Genomic DNA, 16918 nt, shown 5'->3' on the forward strand with positions numbered 1-16918 from the left:
AGAAGAGGTCATGCACGCTTTGTTTTCAACCTGCGATCTGTGCGACGCGCATCGCGAAGCCCTGCACAACAACGAGCTGCGCGTGCTGCCGCCGGTTTTCCGTTCCTTCGGCAAGATCAACCGGTTTCGCGGGCAGATTGCGACCGTCCAATGTCGCGACGACAATGCCCTGATCCGATCGACCCTCGAATCGGCAGGGCTGGCCCGTGTGCTGGTGGTCGACGGAGCGGCCTCGATGAAGCGGGCGCTTCTGGGGGGCAAACTCGCGGCGCTCGCTGCCCAGAATGGCTGGGCCGGCGTGGTGATCAACGGCTGCGTGCGTGACGTCAACGAAATTCAGCAGGTGCCGATAGGTCTGTTGGCCCTGGCCGCCATGCCTGCTCCGCCCGACAAGCAGGGCCATGGCATGGTCGAAGCCGTGCTGAACATTCAGGATGTGATCGTGCGGCCGGGCGAGTGGCTCTACGCGGACGAAGACGGCGTGATCATCAGCCACGAGCAGCTCGGGCTGGCGCTTTGATGCCGGGCGCGATGAGCGGGCACTGGCGCGTCACGTCAGGATGCGGCGACGGGCCAGAGGCGGGTTGGTATCGAGATAGGCACGCAGGCCCTCGAAAATAGCGCGGGCGATCTGCTTGCGGTAGGCGGGAGTCTGCAGCCGTGCCTCTTCTTCCGGGTTGCTGATGAAGGCGGTTTCGACCAGCATGGAGGGGATGCTCGGCGACTTGAGCACGGCGAACCCGGCCTGCTGGACCTGCTTCGAATGCAGGTGCACGATTTCCCCCATCTTGCTCAGGGTCGGGCGTGCCATTTTCAGGCTGGCGTTGATCTTCGCCGTGGTGGACATATCGAGCAGCACCTTGGCTACCTGATAGCTGCGCGAGTTGATGTCGATGCCGCCAATGGCGTCGGCCGCGTTCTCGCGCTGCGCCATCAACCGGGCCTCCACGCTGGTGGCGCCTCCTTCGGATAGGCAGTACACCGAGGCGCCGCGGGCATCCGGCGTGAACCAGCCGTCGGCATGGATGGAGGTGAACAGGTCGGCATTGGCCGATTGCGCCTTCTCCACCCGCGTCCACAGCGGCACGAAATAGTCGCTGTCGCGCGTCATCATGACCCGCATGTAAGGCGTGTTCTGCGCAAGGTCGCGAAGATGCCGGGCGATGAGCAGCACCACATCTTTTTCATGGACGCCGCTGGGCCCCGTGGCCCCCGGATCTTCCCCGCCATGGCCGGGGTCGATGGCCAGCAGCACGGTACGGAAGTTGCGGCGGTCGCGGCGTACCGGATCGGGGCGCGAAGGAGGGCTGTCGGCCAGCGTGTCTGACGGGGCGGTTGCCTGCTGGCGAGGCAGGCCGCTGCCGGGCTCGGCCTGCGCAAACTGCTGCGGCTGAGAGGCTTGCGGGCCGTCGAGCTCGCTGCGGTGCTGGCGAATCCAGTCGCCCAAGGAGTCTTGCTGGCCGTTCTGGGCCTGCGCCAGCTTGGGCGCAGGGGCGTTGCCCGCGGCGGCCTGGCTCTCGCGGTCGAGCAGTTCCTGCTGCCGCATGAATGCCATCAGTCTATCGCCGCCATGAGCGGGGTAGAGATCGAAAACCAGCCGGTTCTGATAGGCCGCCACTGGCAGCAGGCTGAAGACCTGCGGCTTGACGGCCTGCTTGAGGTCGATGACCAGACGGACCACGTCGGGCTTGAACTGGCCGACGCGCACATCCTTGATGAAGGGGTCGTCCGCCTTGACCTTGCCCGCGAGACTGCGCAGCTGGCTGTCGAGCTGCAGTCCCTGAATGTCCACCACCAGCCTGGGCGGATCGCTCAAGACCTGATGCGTGGCGCTCAAGGCGCCGTCGGACTCCAGCGTCAGCCGGGTGTAGTCGGGCGCGGGCCAGACGCGGATGGACATCAGCGTCGCGCCGCGCGCGATCATGGGAGCCGTCAGCAGCAGTACGAGGCTGGACGATTGCACGAGAAAACGTCGGCGCGGTGAGGTCAACATGTTCAAGCTCCTGCTCCAAGACCGGGGCTGCAGGAGCCAACCCACGGCGTCAACCGGACTTCAAACCCTCCGGCAAGGCGCGAGCCAGTCGCTGGCCCTGTTCGGTCCAGGCACGCACGGTGCAGCGGCGCTGCTCGCCATCGGGCTCGAGATGCACGCTCAAATCGGCGAGGGGCAAGAGCCCCTGCGCGCGCTGCGGCCACTCGATCATACTGACCCCGGCGCCGCCAACGACATCGCGCAGCCCGGAATCGTCCCATTCATGCGGGTCTGAAAACCGATAAAGATCAATGTGATAGGCAGAGGTCTGAAGAGTTCCCTTCAATTGTAGGTCGGGAATGTCGAGCTTGTACTCCTCCAGCAGGCTGAAACTTGGGCTTTTGATGCGTCCTTGCACGCCCAAAGCACGAAGAAAGGCCCGCGCAAAGGTGGTTTTCCCTGCGCCGAGGTCGCCGTCGAGGGTGATCAGAAGACGCGGCTCCGGGTGTTGCATCCACGCCAAAGCCAGGGCGCTTGCGAGCGTCTCGGTGTCGTGTTCATCGGCAAGCCGCAGCGTGAGGGCGACAGAAGGCATATCGAATTTCTAAAATGAGGCTGATGGAGCCCATCAGCGCATCGCCCGAGGATCTGCGCCTCTTGGCGCAGGACATCAAACAGCAGGGGCGTGCGCTGGGATTCTCGCAAATCGGCATCACCGGCGTGGATCTGCGCGAAGCCGAGGCGCCTTTGCTGGACTGGCTCGCGGCAGGGCACCACGGCGGCATGGACTACATGCAACGGCACGGGCTCAAGCGTGCCCGTCCCGCCGAACTGGTGCCGGGCACGCTGCGCGTCATCACCGCACGCATGGATTACCTGCCGCGCAATGCTCCTGGCAACTGGCGCGGTGTGGAATGGCAACGCCTGGAACAGCCCGAAGCGGCTACCGTGTCGCTCTACGCCCGAGGCCGCGACTATCACAAGGTGCTGCGACGAAAGCTCAAGCAACTAGCCGATCACATCGCCGCCCGGGTCGATCCGGGTGTGGTGCGGGTGTTCACCGACTCGGCGCCCGTGCTGGAAGTCGAACTCGCCGCACGCGCCGGTCTGGGCTGGCGCGGCAAGCACACCCTGCTGTTGCAACGCGACGGTGGCTCGATGTTCTTCCTCGGCGAAATTTTCGTGGGGTTGCCGCTGCCGGTGGATGCGCCCACCAGCGCACACTGCGGAAGCTGTCGCAAATGCATCGACATCTGCCCCACTCGCGCCATCATCGGCCCGCAGCAACTCGATGCGCGGCGCTGCATCTCTTATCTGACGATCGAGCATGAGGGCGCGATTCCCGTCGAGCTGCGACCGCTGATCGGCAATCGCATTTACGGTTGTGACGACTGCCAGCTGATCTGCCCCTGGAACCGCCATGCCCAGCGCAGCCCACTGCCCGACTTCGAGGTGCGCAACGACCTCGATCGGGTCATGCTGCTCGATCTCTGGGCGTGGACCGAGGCCGAATTCTCGCAGCGCACCGAAGGCAGCGCGATCCATCGCATCGGCTACATCCGCTGGCGGCGCAATCTGGCCGTGGCCATAGGCAACGGACTTCGCGAACACCCCGATGCCGCCTGGCGCGAGGCCGCAATCAAGGCGCTGCGCGAGGCGCGAGCCATGGAGCCCCCCCTCGTGCAGGACCATCTCGACTGGGCCCTCGCCCAGGCACACACCCGACGCCTTGGCACGGCTCGGTAGAATAACGGGCATCGTCGGGGCGTAGCGCAGTCTGGTAGCGCATCTGCTTTGGGAGCAGAGGGTCGGAGGTTCGAATCCTCTCGCCCCGACCAAAAAATACCTAGTAAATCAATGAGTTGCAGAACAAGCCCACGCCAACAACGTGGGCTTTTTTTCGTCAAATCAGGCACTCAGTGGGAGCGCATTCCCCCTCAATTCCCCCCAGACCGCCCCGAGATGTCCCTTTGCTGGACACCCCTGGATTCCCCCCACAGGGGGATGTTCAGCGCTTCATCCCCCTGTTTCGCTGCAAGTCGGCTTCCAACACCATCCGCACATAGCGGGCGTAAGGGATGCCCTTGGCTTTGGCCTTGGCGCGCACCGCGTCCATCAGGGCGGCGGGCAGGCGCATATTCAGCGCGGCTTCCTTCTTCGCCACCTCGAAGCGCATCGGCTTGAACTGTTTGAAGTCAAGACCGGAAAGGTCTTGCTCCAGGAACGCTTCGGCTTCGGCGTCCGTCTTGAATTCAGGGACTCGTTTCATAGTTGCTCGCCTCCTTCGCGTGCATGTAGCGGGCACTGATTGGGCGGATGACGCCGCCCCGAAACGCGAACGCTACGAACATGGCCCGGCCATCGACCCGGCCTGCCGCCATGTGTCGGCTCTCAGCCAATGTGGTGTGCTTGAGGTCAGGCGCAACACGCGCTTGGCCTTCGAGAAACAGCCGTTCGATTTCCTCACGGGAGATGTGATGGATGCCTCCCTCCCTACGGGGATTGAGACAGGAGGAGTGCGGAGATGAACGCGCAGCCGTTCGGGAGTGGGCTTGCCGCCAGGGTGGCGGGGTGGGTCCCCAAGTGGATACGGTATCGATGTGCCCAAGGCGTGATAGACCACGGTCTTCACAAACACCATCGCAGACCCGAGATGAATCGTAAGACTGGCATGAGCGCAGGGCAAATCATGGGCATGATCGACGGCATGCAGGTTGTGGGACTGGACATCGCCAAACTGGTGTTCCAGATGCACACGGTGGACATGGCCACGGGCGAGATCGTCAACGTGCAGATCAAGCGCAGCAAAATGCTGGAGCATTTCGCCAACCGGGCGCCGTGCGTGATCGGGATGGAGGCGTGTGGCGGCGCACACCATTGGGCACGCGAGTTGGGCGGGCTGGGCCATGAAGTGAGGCTGCTGCACGCCAAGGCGGTGCGGCCGTTCGTGTCGGGCAACAAGACCGATGCAGCGGACGCGCGGGCGATCTGGCTGGCGGTGCAGCAGCCGGGCACCAAGTGCGTGGGCGTGAAGTCACTGTCGCAGCAGGCCACGCTGACGCTGCACCGCCAGCGCGAGCTGTTGATGAAGATGCGCGTCATGCAGACCCATGCGCTACGCGGACTGCTCTACGAGTTCGGCGCCGTCTTCGCCAAGGGGACCAAAGCCATGCTGGGTGAGGTCGAAGCGGCGCTGGAGTCGCTCTCGACCAAGCTGCCGCAGATGGTGCTGGAGAGCCTGCGCGAGCAGGTGGCGCGTATCAAGGCGCTGGGCGAGGACATGGCCGCCATCGAGAAACGTCTGGCCTTGCAGTTACGCCAGGACGAGGCCATGCGGCGCATCGCCGAGATCCCCGGCGTCGGGGTGCTCACCGCCACGGCGGCGATCGCCACCATGGGCGACGCCCACGCCTTTGGCTCGGCGCGCGAGTTCTGCGCCTGGCTGGGCCTGGTGCCCAAGCAGTGGGGCACAGGGGGCAAGGTGCGCCTGCAGGGCATCTCCAAACGCGGCGACGCCTACGTGCGCACGCTGCTCATCCACGGCGCGCGCTCGGTGCTCATGCACGCCAAAGAACCGGGGCCGTGGTTGGAGCAGATCCGAGCCCGGCGCCCGGCCAACGTGGTCATCGTTGCGCAGGCGGCCAAGATGGCGCGAACGATCTGGGCCGTCACGGCTCGGCAACAGCCCTACCAGAGAGGCTACCGCAGCGTGCGGCCGGAAGCGGCCTGAACGAAAAGGCAGCCCTTGATCCACTCAACCTATCGAAAGGAATGGACCGCTTCGTAGGCGATAAGGCAGCAAGACGCAGCGTGATGTGAACCGGTCGGACCGGGACAAGCCAAACCTGTATGGGGTGCCGGACTTCCACAGTCCGCTCTAGGAGATGAGGCGCTTGTCCGCGAATGACATCGGGGCCCGCAATTGATCTGGGCAACCAGATCAATATGCAACCAAGGCCGGATATAAGGCAGCAGCCGACTTCTTCACAACACAACGCCAATTGCTCTTGATCGCCGGGAGGCATCCATATAAAACCCCATGCTTCCCGCACTTAGGCCAGTTACCGCTGTCCCAGTCGAACCCCGCTATTTTCATGGATTCATCGTAGATCAATGTCTACACAAAAGCAATGCATTTCAGCGACTCATTCCCCGGTCGTTCTCGCGGTGCTGCACGCGCTGCCTCGCCAGCCCGCCCACCTCCCGCATGAATCCGGCATAACGCCCGCCCAGCGCCTTGCGGCTGTGCGCGTTCGCTGCTGCCACGTCGCCGCCCTGCTGTTCGATGCGCTCCATGCCGCGCATCCAGTCCTGCACGGCGCGGGTTCTCGCCGCATCGGTCAGGGCCTGCTGCCAGGCGGCCAGCGCCGCATCGACCGCCCGCATTCCGGGCGGGCCAGTCTCGGCCTCGGTTTCGGCTGCCTCGGCACGCGCGATGATTTCGGCAACCCGCTTCGCCCGCGCCTCGGCTTCGGCCTCGATCTGCCGCGCCGTCGTGCCTCGCAAAACATCCAAGAGGTGCGGGCGAGGCTGCTCCTGCTCGTCCGGCGGCACGGCCCGGCTCACGGCAGGCACGGCCTGCCGGGATGTTTGCCTGCGCTGCCGTTCATCTTGCACCACGGCCTGCAAGTCGGCGTCCATGACCTCAAGGCCCAGCCGTACCGCCTGCCGCGCCGCCCGCTCCCGAAACTCACTGCTGCCAGTAATGTCCACCTTGCCGCCATACTTCTGCGCGGCCAGGCGCAGGGCGGCTTCCAGGCTGTCATCCCCCTTGTCGTGCAGCACGATACGCGGGCCGGTGTCGGTGAACCGTTCCCGCCCGTCTGTTCCCCGGTACAACACAGTCTGCCGCTTGTGGTCGATCTGCGCTTCCAGACCGGCCAGGGTGAGTTTGCGCAGCGGGTCGAGTTCTTCGCCCTCGATGCCGTCCACCTGCTGGTTCTTCTTGCGCCGCTCGCGGTAGCGAATGCCGCGCAGCGCGGCCTGCGCCGCTTCATCGCCCTGCGCGGCTTCTCGCTCAACCCACTTGCGCCACACTTCCTGTTTGGGCAATTTGACTGAGAGCGCCTTGCGCTGCGCCGCCTGCCGCTTCTGCAAGGCCTCGCGCTGCTGCGCCGCCCTGAGCGCCCACAGGGAGGACTGCACCACGGCCAGCGGCTGGCCAGACTGCTGGGCCTGCGCCGTCAACGCCTTGCGTTCCTCGCGCAACTGGACGGTCAGCGCCGCCCGCTCGGCCCGATGCTGCTGCACCAGCGCGGCCCTTTGCTTCGGCCTGTCCTGCCGCGCCGTGTCCTGCTCGGCCTTGAACCGCGCCGCCAGCACCTTGCGCGCCGCCGACCGCTCCAAACGCCGCGCCGTCCGCTCATCGGCGATCAACCCGCGTACAGGCCCGTCCGCCTGCGCCGACAATCGGCCCGCATCGAGTGACTTCTGATAACTCACCGAAGCCGCAGGCAGTTTGTCCGGTGGCGGCTGCCAAGGGCCAAGGCGCTTCTCCAGTTCCGCCTTGCTCGCCCAGCGCCCCAACTGCGACGCCTTGGCCGCAAGCGTGCGCCCATCATCGAGCCGGGTCGTCACCACCATCCCCGAACCCTTCGGCTCGATATGCAGCCCGTACCGTGCCACCTGCTGATGCAGCCGTTCCCACGTCACCCCCGGCGTATCGAGCGCCGCCTTGATCGCCTTGGCAGGCCCGCCCGCCGCCCAAGCCTGAAACGAAGCCGCCGCCTCACGGTGCGCCGCATCTGCCGCCCCCGGTGAAGTCTGCGGCCCTTCTTTCAGCAACCCTCGCTCCTGACGTTCAGCCCGGCTCATGCGCACCACCTGCGGCCCGCTGACCGTCTCCAAGGCGACATACGGGCCGGGGCTGTGATTCCAGCCCTGCGCCCGCTCGATCTCCCGCATGGCCTGGTCCAGCAGCAGCCAGTCCAGCCGAGGCACCTTGGCGGTATGACCATCGGGATGCACCCGGTTGACGATCAAATGCACATGATCGTGCTCGGTATCACGGTGCAGCGCCCACAGCGCCTCATGCCCTTCGAAGCCCAGCGCGCCCAGCACCTGCGCGCACGCCGCGCCGATCTGCGTGGCCGTAGGGTGTTCGCCCGCCTGCCAGGCCAGGGTGACGTGATAGACCGGGGAGCTTCCCGTCTTGCGCCGTGCCGCAGCTGCCGTGGCGTCGAGAATGGCGATGGCAGTCTGTCTATCCTCGGCCGTATCCAGCGGACAGGCAAAGCCCAGCGTGCCCATTTCCGGGCGGGGATCGCCCGCCTGGTCGGGGCGGTCGCGGGCGATATAGCGCACGGCCTCGCCGAATCCGCGCGCGGGCGTTTTACGCGCAATGATTTTGGCGAGCATGCGCGGCCTCGGCAATCTGCTGCACCACTTCACGCCACAGCGCCAGGGCCTGTTCCGTGGCGTGGCGGTCGAGCGCGCCGCGTGCGACCAGATGCTTGAGCAGTCCGCCCTGACGCCGCAACTCCGCCTGCAGGGATTGCAGGCGGATCACGCACCCATCACCCCCCAGCGCCAGGGTGCGCAGGTAGCTGCTGGTGGACAGCATCGCCGCCTCGGCGGCATGGCGGATCAGGGCCGCCTCGGCGGGGGTGGCGCGCAGCGCCAGATGCACGGTGCGTTCACGCATGGGACGCTCCCGTCATGCGTGCGCGCAGCGTGCTCGGGTAGAGCTTGTCCCCCGGCGACGCCTTGCGCTCGATGTCGATGCGCCGCTCCACGGCGTTGGCACCGAAGCGCTCGATGAGGGTGATGAGCGTCTTGCGGTCGCTCTCGGTCGGGCCGTCCGCGCCGAAAGCGAGCTTGCCGCTTTTGAGCAGCGCATCCGCCCGTTCCGCCGGAGACTCGCCGATGGCTTTGATCCCGGCAGCGGGCGGCCCCTCTAGGTTCTTGCGCAGGATGTAGTCCGCCTCGGATTCCTCCGGCAGTCGATCCGAGCCGTCCGCCCAGGGCGGCAGCTCCAGACCGGGCACGCCCGACGGGGACTGCGAAGGGGCCAGCGAAGGAGCCAGCGAAGGAACGGATGAGGCGGACGGTTTCGCCGCAGGAGGCGGGCCTGCGGGCGGGGACTTGGCCTCGGCCGTCGAACGCGGCGCCGAGACCGCAGCCGACAAACCGGCCCGGCGCACGGCGTCCAGCAGCGCGGCAGGGCGCACGCCCAGACGGGGCGCGATCAGGCGTGCATAACGCGCCAGCGGCACGCCGCTGCGCTGCAGGGCCTGGAGGTCGGCCAGGCGCTCGCTCACGAAGGCCTCGCACACCGTGCGCGCCGCGGCTTTGCCGCTGAGTTGACGGGAGAGTTTCGCCGCCGCATCGAGGCGGTCAAAGAGCGTGTTCAAGGGGTTGGTCTGTTCAGTCATCATCTTCTCCAAAACGGGTGAGAAACGCAGTGCCGAACGCGGCACAGGAAAGAGGGAAAAACAGGGTGTCGGGCGCAGCCTGACCAAGAGCCGGTTTCGGCGGGCGCGACAAGCGCCGGGTGAAACCCAGGCCTACCTTGCCCCCCATGCGGTTGCCTCCACGCGGTTGCCTCCACGCAGTCGCTTTGCCCTCACGCTGCCCTGACTCTGCGGGGTGGGGACAGCTGCGGTTAAAACGGCGATTCACGGGCGCGGGCGATGAGGGCCTGCGCAGCGGACAGGGCGGGGGCGGCGTCGTCCGGTTCCGGGGTGGTGAATCGAGCAGGCCACGCATGGGCGTAGCTCAGCGGTTTATTGATCGGCGCCACGGTGGTCAGCACGGTCAGCAGGCCGTCGGGGCGCTGCACGATCCACAGAGCGGATGCCTGCGCGTCAGTCAGGGTCAGTCCGTGCCAGTCGATACCGGGGAAGCCGCCGTGCTGCGCTAGCAGGCCCGGCAGGGATGGAATGCTTTGGGGGATGGGCTGCGAATGCTGCGAATCTTGCGAATAGCATTCGGCGTTCGCAGCGTTCGCAGCATTCGCAAGGGGTGGATCACCCCAAATGCGGCGAACGATGTCAGCGGCGCGCATGGTCAACCCCTTGCGCTTTGACGTTCTGCCCGTCGAACTCCACCAGCCCCAGCGCCTCCAGTCGGTCGAGGGCGTCATTGCGTCGGTCAGCGCTGCGCAAACAAGACGGCCCGATGCGCGGAATGTCTTTCAGGGCCACCCAGCCCACGCGCTCCACCAACCAGCGATACAGCGTCAGCGCCCGGCCCGGTGTCGGATCGGCCTTGCCCGATAGCGCCGCTTGCCAGTTGTCCAGGCTGTGCGCAGCCAGGGCTGCACCCCAGGCGGCGGCCTGATCGTCGATCCCCTCAGCGCCCGCGAAGCACGTCAGCACCCCGGCGATGCGGCAGGCTTGTTCGGTCGCGCGCAGCGCGAAGGGCTGCACGTCGCGCAGTCCGCCCTGCCGTCCTTCGCGCTCCATGTCCTCAAAAAACCCGGCCATGCGCTGGGCGGCCTGCGCGTCGAGCTCAACCACCGGCAGCGGGTCGCAGTCATCAGGCAGCGGGCGCGACAACAGGCGCTTGCAGTCAGCCCAATACCTGAGCATGTCCGGGCTGTGTTCAGGTCGCCAGGGCTTGAACACACGCGGCGCAAGCGGTGCAGGCCAGGCCAGCAGGAAGCGCGGCCAGAACCCGATGCCCGATAACACTTCATCCCCCATCACATCCCCCAGGGCGGCGGGCTGGATCAGCAGGTGAGCGGACAGGCGCACGCCATAACGCTCCGTCCGGCCTCCACCCGCGCGCACCACAGACAGGTGGCCTCGATCCCACAGCCCGCACAGGCTTGCGGCGGTCTTGGTGCGGTTCTCTGGCGTCATGGCGTGCCCGGCGAGCACAGCGCCCGCCTCGGTCGAGAAAACGCCTTGCGCAGACACCCCTTCAGCAAAACTGCGGCGCATGCCCTCGATGGTCAGATCGGCGGCGATGCGATAGGGCGCAGGGCCGGGAGGGTCGGGCGGCGGGTCGTTCTTCTTGCGCCGAGATTTGGCCTCCTCATAGGCTTGCATCGCCTCCGCATGGCGCTGGCCTGCTTCGCGCTGGAAGTCATGGATCGGGCGCAGGGCGGGGCGGTCGGCCGTGTCCTTGCCGTCGCCGCTCTGGGCGATGGTCAGGGCGTACAGACTCAGGGGTGCGGCGTGACCCGATAAGGTGCGCACGTTCGCTGCGCCCTGCACCAGCAGGGCGGCGGCCGCCAGCAGCGATTGCCCGGCCATGGCCGGCGAGACCTGCGCGCCTTCGGCCAGGGCGGCCGCAGCAGCAGCCAGCGGGCCCAGGGCCCCCAAGGGGTAGGGGGCGTCGCTGCCTTCTGTCTGCGGCATCACCAGGGCGCAGGCGCGCTCCAGGGCTTGCGGGACAGGCAGCGGGGGTAGTTGCGAATGCTGCGAATGGCGTTCTGCGTTCGCAAGATTCGCAGCATTCGCAAGGGGGGCGGCAGGCAAAACCGGCAGCGCAGCCAGCGCCAGCACCTCGGCGGCAGTCGTCTGCGGGCGGGCCTTCCACCAGTCCCAGGCGTCTGCTTTGGGCGGCAGACCGAGTGCAGCCACGTCGATCACGGCGATGGTGCTGCCGAGCGCCAGCAAGCGGGCGGCTACCTCCCGGCCATACTGCGCGCCAGGTTCGTCATGGTCAGGCCAGATCAGCACCCGGCGACTGGCCAGCGGGGCCCAGTCGGCGGCGTTGGCACTGCTTGCGCCGCCCGATGTGGTCGCGATAAGACCTAGCTTGCCCAGGGCATCGGCGGCCTTCTCGCCCTCGGTCACGATCACCGCGGCGTCAGGGTGTGCTGCGATGGCGCGCAGGTTGTAGAGAGGCTTGCCTGCGGCTGGCGCGGACGGCTCTCCGATCTCGTACCCGGTGCCGTCAGCCGTGCGGCGCATGGGGCGTATCCACTTGCTGCCATCGGGGTGCTTGAGCCGAATGCGCCAGAACAACGCGTTCCCGGCGTCGTCGGTGTAGGGGTGAAGGGCCTCGGGTTCGAACCCGTCACGGCGGGCGGGCGCGGACAACCGGCGGGCGGCCTGTTGGGGTGATTCCACGGCGTCGATGACTTCAGACATGGCGGCCTCCAACCCAGGCTCCCAGCACCTTGCAGGCGGCGATGAAGGACTGCCCATTTCGCTGCATCTGGAAGGCCAGCACGTCGCCCCCGGATGCGCCGCAGGCCATGCAGCGAAACGCGCCGCTCTGCACGTTCACCCGCAGGCTGGGGCGGGTGTCGGGGTGGAAAGGACAGACCGCATCACGCCACACGCCACGGCCTTGCAGCGCGCCGAGTTGGCCGACGTAGTAGCGCTCGGGGTCGGGCAGGCGGGTGCGGTCGAACTGCGGGCGCAGCAGCGCGGCGATGCGGTGTCGGGTCGCGGCGCTCATATTGCACCTCCCTTGCGCGGGCGTCCGCGTCGGCGCGGTGCGGGCGGGAGATCAGCATGGGCGGGAACGCCCTGGGAGGGCGCGTCGGCCTGTGCCGCAGCGCTCTTGCTCGCCAGCCATACTGCCAGATCGGGCAGCATGACCGCCGTGCCTTTGCCCATGGGCGTCGTCGGCGGGAAGTTGCCGCGCTCACGGCGGCGATGGGCGGCCTTGACCGTCTTGTAGTCCAGGGTCTGTTGAAGCCAGGGATCATGCAGGTACATGACCATCGGGTAGCCCTGCGAGAGCAGGGCCTCAAACAGCGCTTGCGCGCCAATTGTGGATGACATAGTCCACCTCCGATAAAGCGAACGCCGCTCGGATGGGTGACGCGGGCTGCGGGGAGCAGCGGCTGCAGGGCGCAGCGAAAGGGGAGGGATGATGCCCGCGTCAGGCGCGGGCGATGGGGGCGGGGACGACCCGCGCGGTGAGGGCGATATGAGCGATGCGGCGATGGCCGACGCGGGCAGTCCGGCGGGAAATCGCCTTGCGTGTCAAGGCAAGCAGGCGCTGCCGTGAAGCCAACAGCGGGATGGACACGCTGATCGCAAACATGGGCACGGCCAGCAAAGACACGACCATCAGATCGATATTGGCACGCGCCCAATCAAGCATGCCGCGCCAATGCAATCGTAAGAAACCAGTCACACAACTGGCGATGGCCATGATCGCAAAGGCCGAGACCGCCAAAACCGCAGCGCCCCCACAATACAAAACCAAGACGAGACCAGTCGCCAGCGTCGCGGCCAACACGGGCCGGTTACGCTGAATCGGGCGATCAAAGACGGTTTGGGCTGTGCCAGTGGCGGGGCGCATGCGCTAAATGTAGGGGGTGGACTCAGTGCAATCAATACGGGTAGTGTTTTTAACCATGATTTGTCGGCTCGCGACAACATCGAACAGCAGGAGGATGGGGGGCAAGGTAGGCCTGGGTTTCACCCGGCGCTTGTCGCGCCCGCCGAAACCGGCTGCTTGGTCAGGCTGCGCCCGACACCCTCTGTTCCCCCTTTTTCTGTGCCGCGTTCGGCACGCTGTTTCCCGACGCGATTTTGGAGTCAGGGCCATCGTCGGTGGGGGGCATGCACCGCATCGACCCCTCGCGTCTCGCGGATCAGATCGACCGAGAGGGCAGCCGCAGTGACCGCTGGGATGACCCTTCGCACAAATGGATATGCTCAGGGTTCCATTTTGAACGACATGTCGGCGATCGATTCGGTAGCAACCGCCATGGCCCGCCGCGTCTGAGGTTGAAAAATCAGCACCGCGCTGGGGGTCGACAGCAGGTAGATCCCGGCAACATCCCTGCCGTCCTTCAAATGCACGTCGATGATTTGCTGAGCGGTGGACGTAAGCGGCGGGGTCTTAACCCCTGGCGCTGCGCGAGAACACCCCATGGCTGCACCGTGGGTGTCCTGGCAAATCAGGGCCGTGCCCGAAGCGACGCCAATGACCACAGGCATCGAAAGGATCAGCGCCACGACGATCAGCGCCAGCGCTGCAAGCAGGGTGGACAGCGGTTGGAACAACACGCCGATGCCGATTGCCAAAACGGTCCTCCAACCCTTCCCTCGCAGGGCTTCCTTGGCCTTTGCCAACTGCCCAGTGAATTGCTCCCACTTCTGCTGCCCACGCCAAGGCTTCTTGGCATCCGCGGCTGGCTGCTGACTCTTATGGAAAAGAATGCTCAGGAGGAAGAATGCGGCAAGACCGATGATGAGCGCAAACGCAGCCGTTCCCAGCCCGTTACTGAGCCACTGCTGAGAGAACAGATGGCCGAAAAACGTGAGCGGATTGTTGTTGATATCGACGGCAATTTTGGTGATCAGCGGCAAGAGGTACAGCATGCCGATGGAGGACAGGTCCAGCAGATCGATCTGACCCTTGTACAGCGACGAATGGGGAATGCCCAGATGGCTCTCCACAGCCAGAGAAACACCGAACCCAATCAGGCATAGGGCGATGTAGATGAGGGGTAGAACAAGTGCGAATTTCGCCAGAACACTGGTTTCCGCCCGAGGGGGTCTGACGGGTGTTTGTTTTGCGTCGGAAGAGGATGTAGGCATAGTTGTGCTGGCAGGAGCGGATGCCGTGTGCGATTGTTTGTGTGGCGTTGCCATCAATGGAACCCCGATAACGCCTCAGTAGCTGTGCGCTTGCACGAGCAACTGCCACTCGACCCTGCCACGCCCGTTGGGATGCTGATGGTGGTTTTGCGGAGGCAGCGTATGACCCTGCGCGATGCCAATCTCCTTCCCGCACACAACGCAGCGATAGATGCCGGCAAACGGCGCAAAATTGCCGGGCGGGTGTTTTTGATCGAAGACGTTGCTGTTGTCCTGGTGGATATGGATTGCGTATTTGAAGGATGCCATCGTGGGTATCGGTTGGAAATAGACGAAGTGCTGCTGCGCGCGAATCACTCTGTGCAATCAAGGGGTAGGCGGTCAAGGGCTACCCGGGAGGTGCAGAAACTCAAACCATGCATGGTATTTCGGGCAACAAATGCGGACACCTGTCAATCTTGACAGGGTGCGACAAGGCGCTTCTCGAAGCTTCGCGATCACCGCCTCCGTGTTGTTCCAGAGATTTGCTCCAGAAACGGTTGGCGCGATCAGCCCAGCATCCCCAGCATTCCCGCCCGAATGACCGCAGCGGTCTTGTTCGGCGCATTCAGCTTGGTGATCACGTTGGCAATGTGAAAATTCGCCGTCCGCTCGGAGATATTGAGGATGTCGGCGATCTCCGACGCGGTCTTGCCTTCCGCCGTCCAGCGCAGCACCTCGATCTCCCGGTCGGTGAGTTGGGCTTTTGCTTCAGGCATCAGCTTGGCCGTGAGAATGCGCGACATCCCGAGATGGACCATCTGCGTCAGCCAAGCCAACTGGATCTCTTTGTCGCGCAACTCGATCTCGGAAATCGGCTCCCCCGATCGTGACACCGACAACAGGCCCATGGTGCTGTTCACGTCCCGGCTGGATTGCGCCCAGCCGACACACAAGCCGAACGAGCGGGCTTCTTCCCAGAGATCACGACTCGAGGCGAAGAACGCGTCCGACCAGACGACGGGCTGCAGGGAGTGGGTGCCATGGCGGACCGTGGGGTCAACCGCAACATAACCTTTCTCCTTGTACCGTTCCTCCCAGGCACGCGGATAATTGGTCAGCAATACCACCCTGGGCTGAGCGACCGGCAGCGGCATGCGTAGCCCATAGGAGCAATGATCGAATCCGAGGGAATGGACGATCGAGGCGGCGAGCTCGAACAACTGCGCGTCACACGTGATCGTCTGCAGCGCATGGAGTTGGTGTTCTTGCCATCCCTTCACGGCCTTCTCCTGCGGACAGTTCTTGTGGCGGACTGTCATATTTGACACTATTCCTGCATTGTGTCTTCATGTAACGTGCCACCTGCAATTCATCGAGGACGACAAACATGATGTACCCGACCACGCATGACGGCCTTGCATTTTTCCAAGCGTCAATGATGACCCTGTCAGATGACGGCCTGATCCGTCTCACCGTTGAAACCCTCAGGACGATCCCCTTCACCCATCTGCTGTCCGGCCTGGATGAACATGACGGATCACCACCCCTCTGTGAGGCGGCCAGTCTGGACACCATCTCCGGTTACACCGAATGGCTGAGTCCGACATCCCCGGCCATCACCTTGGGTTGGGACTGGTGGCTGGATCCCTCTGCGGTGCCGCCCGTCTATACCTCGGTCGGCGAACCCCGAAGCAATGTGATGATCGTGGATGCTCAGCACCGCGATCTGGGCAGAAGCAGGAGCGATGCCGCGCTGGGCATGCTGATTTCAACCTGGTCCTGGCAAGCGACGGTCGAACAGCATATTCGTTCACGTTACGCCTGATGGCCTGTCAGATCTGACAGTTACGCGCCCGTGTTGGCGCAGGTGGAATACACCCCCAAGGATGGATGCCAATGGGAGGTGGTATGCAGATCGTGTCAGGATCCTCGGCGCAGCTCCAGCAGGGCTTGCACGCCAGCGTCGGGCGCTATCGTCATCGGGTGTTTGTGGAGAAGCTCGGCTGGGACGTGCCCTCTCAGGAGGGCATTGAAGCCGACCAGTTCGATCGCCCGGATACCGTCTATGTTGTCGGCCGGGATGATCAAGGGCAGGTCTGCGGCTGTGCCCGGCTGCTGCCCACCACCCGACCCTATCTCCTGGGCGAGGTGTTCCCGCAACTACTCAATGGCCTTGCGCCACCAGTATCCCCTGATGTCTGGGAGTTGTCGCGCTTTGCGGCCACCGATTTCAACAGCCAAGCCACCTCAGCGCTGGGGAAGATGTCCTCAGAAGCCGCGATTGCATTGATGCACGCATCCCTTGCCTGTGCGGCTGAGCAGGGGGCCAAGCGGCTGATTATGGTGACGAATATCGGGGTGGAACGATTGCTGCGGAGGGCCGGGTTTCAAGCGCACCGTGCGGGGCCGCCCATGATTATTAAGGGGCATCCGATTTTTGCTTGCTGGATTTATACGAATTAGTCGTCCCTAATTTATTCATAAACAATTGATTTGCGGTGAGTTT

General features: G+C 64.8%; 20 protein-coding genes and 1 tRNA gene. 6 read left to right on the forward strand and 15 right to left on the reverse strand.

The window, feature by feature from the left end; genetic code table 11:
- Positions 1–10 precede the first annotated feature (10 nt).
- On the forward strand, positions 11–520 hold the full coding sequence (rraA, locus tag ASC45_RS13050; RefSeq protein WP_055451472.1) for a ribonuclease E activity regulator RraA: 510 nt from the start codon (positions 11–13) through the stop codon (positions 518–520).
- A gap of 30 nt (positions 521–550) precedes the next feature.
- On the opposite strand, the gene ASC45_RS13055 is transcribed toward rraA, so the two are convergent.
- Together ASC45_RS13055 and tsaE are read right to left on the reverse strand one after the other, a co-directional pair.
- The gene (locus tag ASC45_RS13055; RefSeq protein ID WP_055451473.1) at positions 551–1993 is read right to left on the reverse strand and encodes an N-acetylmuramoyl-L-alanine amidase; all 1443 of its coding nucleotides are present in this window, start codon (positions 1991–1993) and stop codon (positions 551–553) included.
- A gap of 49 nt (positions 1994–2042) precedes the next feature.
- Complete coding sequence (gene tsaE, locus ASC45_RS13060; RefSeq protein WP_055451474.1) at positions 2043–2567, reverse strand: tRNA (adenosine(37)-N6)-threonylcarbamoyltransferase complex ATPase subunit type 1 TsaE; 525 nt, start codon at positions 2565–2567, stop codon at positions 2043–2045.
- Between the two features lie 23 nt (positions 2568–2590).
- Here tsaE and queG point away from each other — a divergent pair, with 23 nt between their 5' ends.
- Positions 2591–3718 (forward strand): tRNA epoxyqueuosine(34) reductase QueG, encoded by a 1128-nt coding sequence (gene queG / locus ASC45_RS13065; protein ID WP_082454416.1) that lies wholly within the window; start codon positions 2591–2593, stop codon positions 3716–3718.
- Positions 3719–3733: 15 nt separating this feature from the next.
- Positions 3734–3810, forward strand: a tRNA-Pro gene (locus ASC45_RS13070).
- A 170-nt stretch (positions 3811–3980) separates the two neighbouring features.
- On the opposite strand, the gene ASC45_RS13075 is transcribed toward ASC45_RS13070, so the two are convergent.
- Complete coding sequence (locus ASC45_RS13075) at positions 3981–4241, reverse strand: BrnA antitoxin family protein (protein ID WP_055451476.1); 261 nt, start codon at positions 4239–4241, stop codon at positions 3981–3983.
- Positions 4225–4653 (reverse strand): BrnT family toxin, encoded by a 429-nt coding sequence (locus ASC45_RS16260; RefSeq protein WP_211263366.1) that lies wholly within the window; start codon positions 4651–4653, stop codon positions 4225–4227. Before ASC45_RS16260 ends, ASC45_RS13075 begins: the two co-directional genes overlap by 17 nt.
- A gap of 26 nt (positions 4654–4679) precedes the next feature.
- Between ASC45_RS16260 and ASC45_RS13085 the strand changes: the two genes are divergently transcribed.
- Complete coding sequence (locus ASC45_RS13085; protein WP_055451550.1) at positions 4680–5702, forward strand: IS110 family RNA-guided transposase; 1023 nt, start codon at positions 4680–4682, stop codon at positions 5700–5702.
- A 407-nt stretch (positions 5703–6109) separates the two neighbouring features.
- Here ASC45_RS13085 and traI read toward each other — a convergent pair whose 3' ends face one another.
- From traI to ASC45_RS13140, 11 genes are all read right to left on the reverse strand, one after another.
- Positions 6110–8329 carry a TraI/MobA(P) family conjugative relaxase gene (gene traI, locus ASC45_RS13090; RefSeq protein ID WP_055451478.1) on the reverse strand — a complete coding sequence of 740 codons (2220 nt, stop codon included), beginning with the start codon at positions 8327–8329 and terminating at the stop codon, positions 6110–6112.
- Entirely contained in the window at positions 8304–8615 is a 312-nt protein-coding gene (locus ASC45_RS13095; RefSeq protein ID WP_055451479.1) for a plasmid mobilization protein, read from the reverse strand. Before ASC45_RS13095 ends, traI begins: the two co-directional genes overlap by 26 nt.
- Entirely contained in the window at positions 8608–9324 is a 717-nt protein-coding gene (locus ASC45_RS13100) for a hypothetical protein (protein WP_141655794.1), read from the reverse strand. Before ASC45_RS13100 ends, ASC45_RS13095 begins: the two co-directional genes overlap by 8 nt.
- A 251-nt stretch (positions 9325–9575) precedes the next feature.
- Entirely contained in the window at positions 9576–9977 is a 402-nt protein-coding gene (locus ASC45_RS13105; RefSeq protein ID WP_055451481.1) for a hypothetical protein, read from the reverse strand.
- Positions 9964–12015 (reverse strand): DUF3987 domain-containing protein, encoded by a 2052-nt coding sequence (locus ASC45_RS13110; RefSeq protein WP_055451482.1) that lies wholly within the window; start codon positions 12013–12015, stop codon positions 9964–9966. Before ASC45_RS13110 ends, ASC45_RS13105 begins: the two co-directional genes overlap by 14 nt.
- A complete protein-coding gene (locus tag ASC45_RS13115) occupies positions 12008–12328 on the reverse strand; it encodes a CHC2 zinc finger domain-containing protein (protein ID WP_055451483.1) in 321 nt (106 codons plus the stop codon). The genes ASC45_RS13110 and ASC45_RS13115 overlap by 8 nt, the downstream gene beginning before the upstream one ends.
- Positions 12325–12657, reverse strand: coding sequence for a hypothetical protein (locus ASC45_RS13120; RefSeq protein WP_055451484.1), 333 nt, complete (start codon positions 12655–12657; stop codon positions 12325–12327). The genes ASC45_RS13115 and ASC45_RS13120 overlap by 4 nt, the downstream gene beginning before the upstream one ends.
- 100 nt (positions 12658–12757) lie before the next feature.
- Positions 12758–13183, reverse strand: coding sequence for a hypothetical protein (locus ASC45_RS15770; protein ID WP_141655795.1), 426 nt, complete (start codon positions 13181–13183; stop codon positions 12758–12760).
- 359 nt (positions 13184–13542) lie between these two features.
- Complete coding sequence (locus ASC45_RS13130) at positions 13543–14430, reverse strand: hypothetical protein (RefSeq protein WP_141655796.1); 888 nt, start codon at positions 14428–14430, stop codon at positions 13543–13545.
- A 75-nt stretch (positions 14431–14505) separates the two neighbouring features.
- Entirely contained in the window at positions 14506–14739 is a 234-nt protein-coding gene (locus ASC45_RS13135; protein ID WP_055451551.1) for a hypothetical protein, read from the reverse strand.
- 239 nt (positions 14740–14978) lie between these two features.
- On the reverse strand, positions 14979–15731 hold the full coding sequence (locus tag ASC45_RS13140; RefSeq protein WP_055451487.1) for an autoinducer binding domain-containing protein: 753 nt from the start codon (positions 15729–15731) through the stop codon (positions 14979–14981).
- 68 nt (positions 15732–15799) lie between these two features.
- Here ASC45_RS13140 and ASC45_RS13145 point away from each other — a divergent pair, with 68 nt between their 5' ends.
- Together ASC45_RS13145 and ASC45_RS13150 are read left to right on the forward strand one after the other, a co-directional pair.
- Positions 15800–16237, forward strand: coding sequence for a DUF4902 domain-containing protein (locus ASC45_RS13145; RefSeq protein ID WP_245610065.1), 438 nt, complete (start codon positions 15800–15802; stop codon positions 16235–16237).
- 83 nt (positions 16238–16320) lie between these two features.
- Positions 16321–16875, forward strand: coding sequence for an acyl-homoserine-lactone synthase (locus tag ASC45_RS13150; RefSeq protein ID WP_055451488.1), 555 nt, complete (start codon positions 16321–16323; stop codon positions 16873–16875).
- Positions 16876–16918 lie beyond the last annotated feature (43 nt).

The sequence above is a fragment of the Thiomonas bhubaneswarensis genome, from assembly GCF_001418255.1.
In the GTDB taxonomy this organism is placed as follows: Bacteria; Pseudomonadota; Gammaproteobacteria; order Burkholderiales; family Burkholderiaceae_C; genus Thiomonas; species Thiomonas bhubaneswarensis.

Excerpts from the sequence above, each read along its gene's own strand:
- ASC45_RS13115 (WP_055451483.1), bottom strand. The coding sequence starts at position 12,328 with ATGAGCGCCGCGACCCGACACCGCATCGCCGCGCTGCTGCGCCCGCAG.
- ASC45_RS13145 (WP_245610065.1), top strand. The coding sequence starts at position 15,800 with ATGATGTACCCGACCACGCATGACGGCCTTGCATTTTTCCAAGCGTCA.
- ASC45_RS13110 (WP_055451482.1), bottom strand. The coding sequence starts at position 12,015 with ATGTCTGAAGTCATCGACGCCGTGGAATCACCCCAACAGGCCGCCCGC.
- ASC45_RS13055 (WP_055451473.1), bottom strand. The coding sequence starts at position 1,993 with ATGTTGACCTCACCGCGCCGACGTTTTCTCGTGCAATCGTCCAGCCTC.
- ASC45_RS13135 (WP_055451551.1), bottom strand. The coding sequence starts at position 14,739 with ATGGCATCCTTCAAATACGCAATCCATATCCACCAGGACAACAGCAAC.
- traI (WP_055451478.1), bottom strand. The coding sequence starts at position 8,329 with ATGCTCGCCAAAATCATTGCGCGTAAAACGCCCGCGCGCGGATTCGGC.
- rraA (WP_055451472.1), top strand. The coding sequence starts at position 11 with ATGCACGCTTTGTTTTCAACCTGCGATCTGTGCGACGCGCATCGCGAA.
- ASC45_RS13075 (WP_055451476.1), bottom strand. The coding sequence starts at position 4,241 with ATGAAACGAGTCCCTGAATTCAAGACGGACGCCGAAGCCGAAGCGTTC.
- queG (WP_082454416.1), top strand. The coding sequence starts at position 2,591 with ATGGAGCCCATCAGCGCATCGCCCGAGGATCTGCGCCTCTTGGCGCAG.
- tsaE (WP_055451474.1), bottom strand. The coding sequence starts at position 2,567 with ATGCCTTCTGTCGCCCTCACGCTGCGGCTTGCCGATGAACACGACACC.
- ASC45_RS15770 (WP_141655795.1), bottom strand. The coding sequence starts at position 13,183 with ATGCGCCCCGCCACTGGCACAGCCCAAACCGTCTTTGATCGCCCGATT.
- ASC45_RS13095 (WP_055451479.1), bottom strand. The coding sequence starts at position 8,615 with ATGCGTGAACGCACCGTGCATCTGGCGCTGCGCGCCACCCCCGCCGAG.
- ASC45_RS13120 (WP_055451484.1), bottom strand. The coding sequence starts at position 12,657 with ATGTCATCCACAATTGGCGCGCAAGCGCTGTTTGAGGCCCTGCTCTCG.
- ASC45_RS13140 (WP_055451487.1), bottom strand. The coding sequence starts at position 15,731 with ATGACAGTCCGCCACAAGAACTGTCCGCAGGAGAAGGCCGTGAAGGGA.
- ASC45_RS13150 (WP_055451488.1), top strand. The coding sequence starts at position 16,321 with ATGCAGATCGTGTCAGGATCCTCGGCGCAGCTCCAGCAGGGCTTGCAC.
- ASC45_RS13085 (WP_055451550.1), top strand. The coding sequence starts at position 4,680 with ATGCAGGTTGTGGGACTGGACATCGCCAAACTGGTGTTCCAGATGCAC.
- ASC45_RS13105 (WP_055451481.1), bottom strand. The coding sequence starts at position 9,977 with ATGCGCGCCGCTGACATCGTTCGCCGCATTTGGGGTGATCCACCCCTT.
- ASC45_RS13130 (WP_141655796.1), bottom strand. The coding sequence starts at position 14,430 with ATGCCTACATCCTCTTCCGACGCAAAACAAACACCCGTCAGACCCCCT.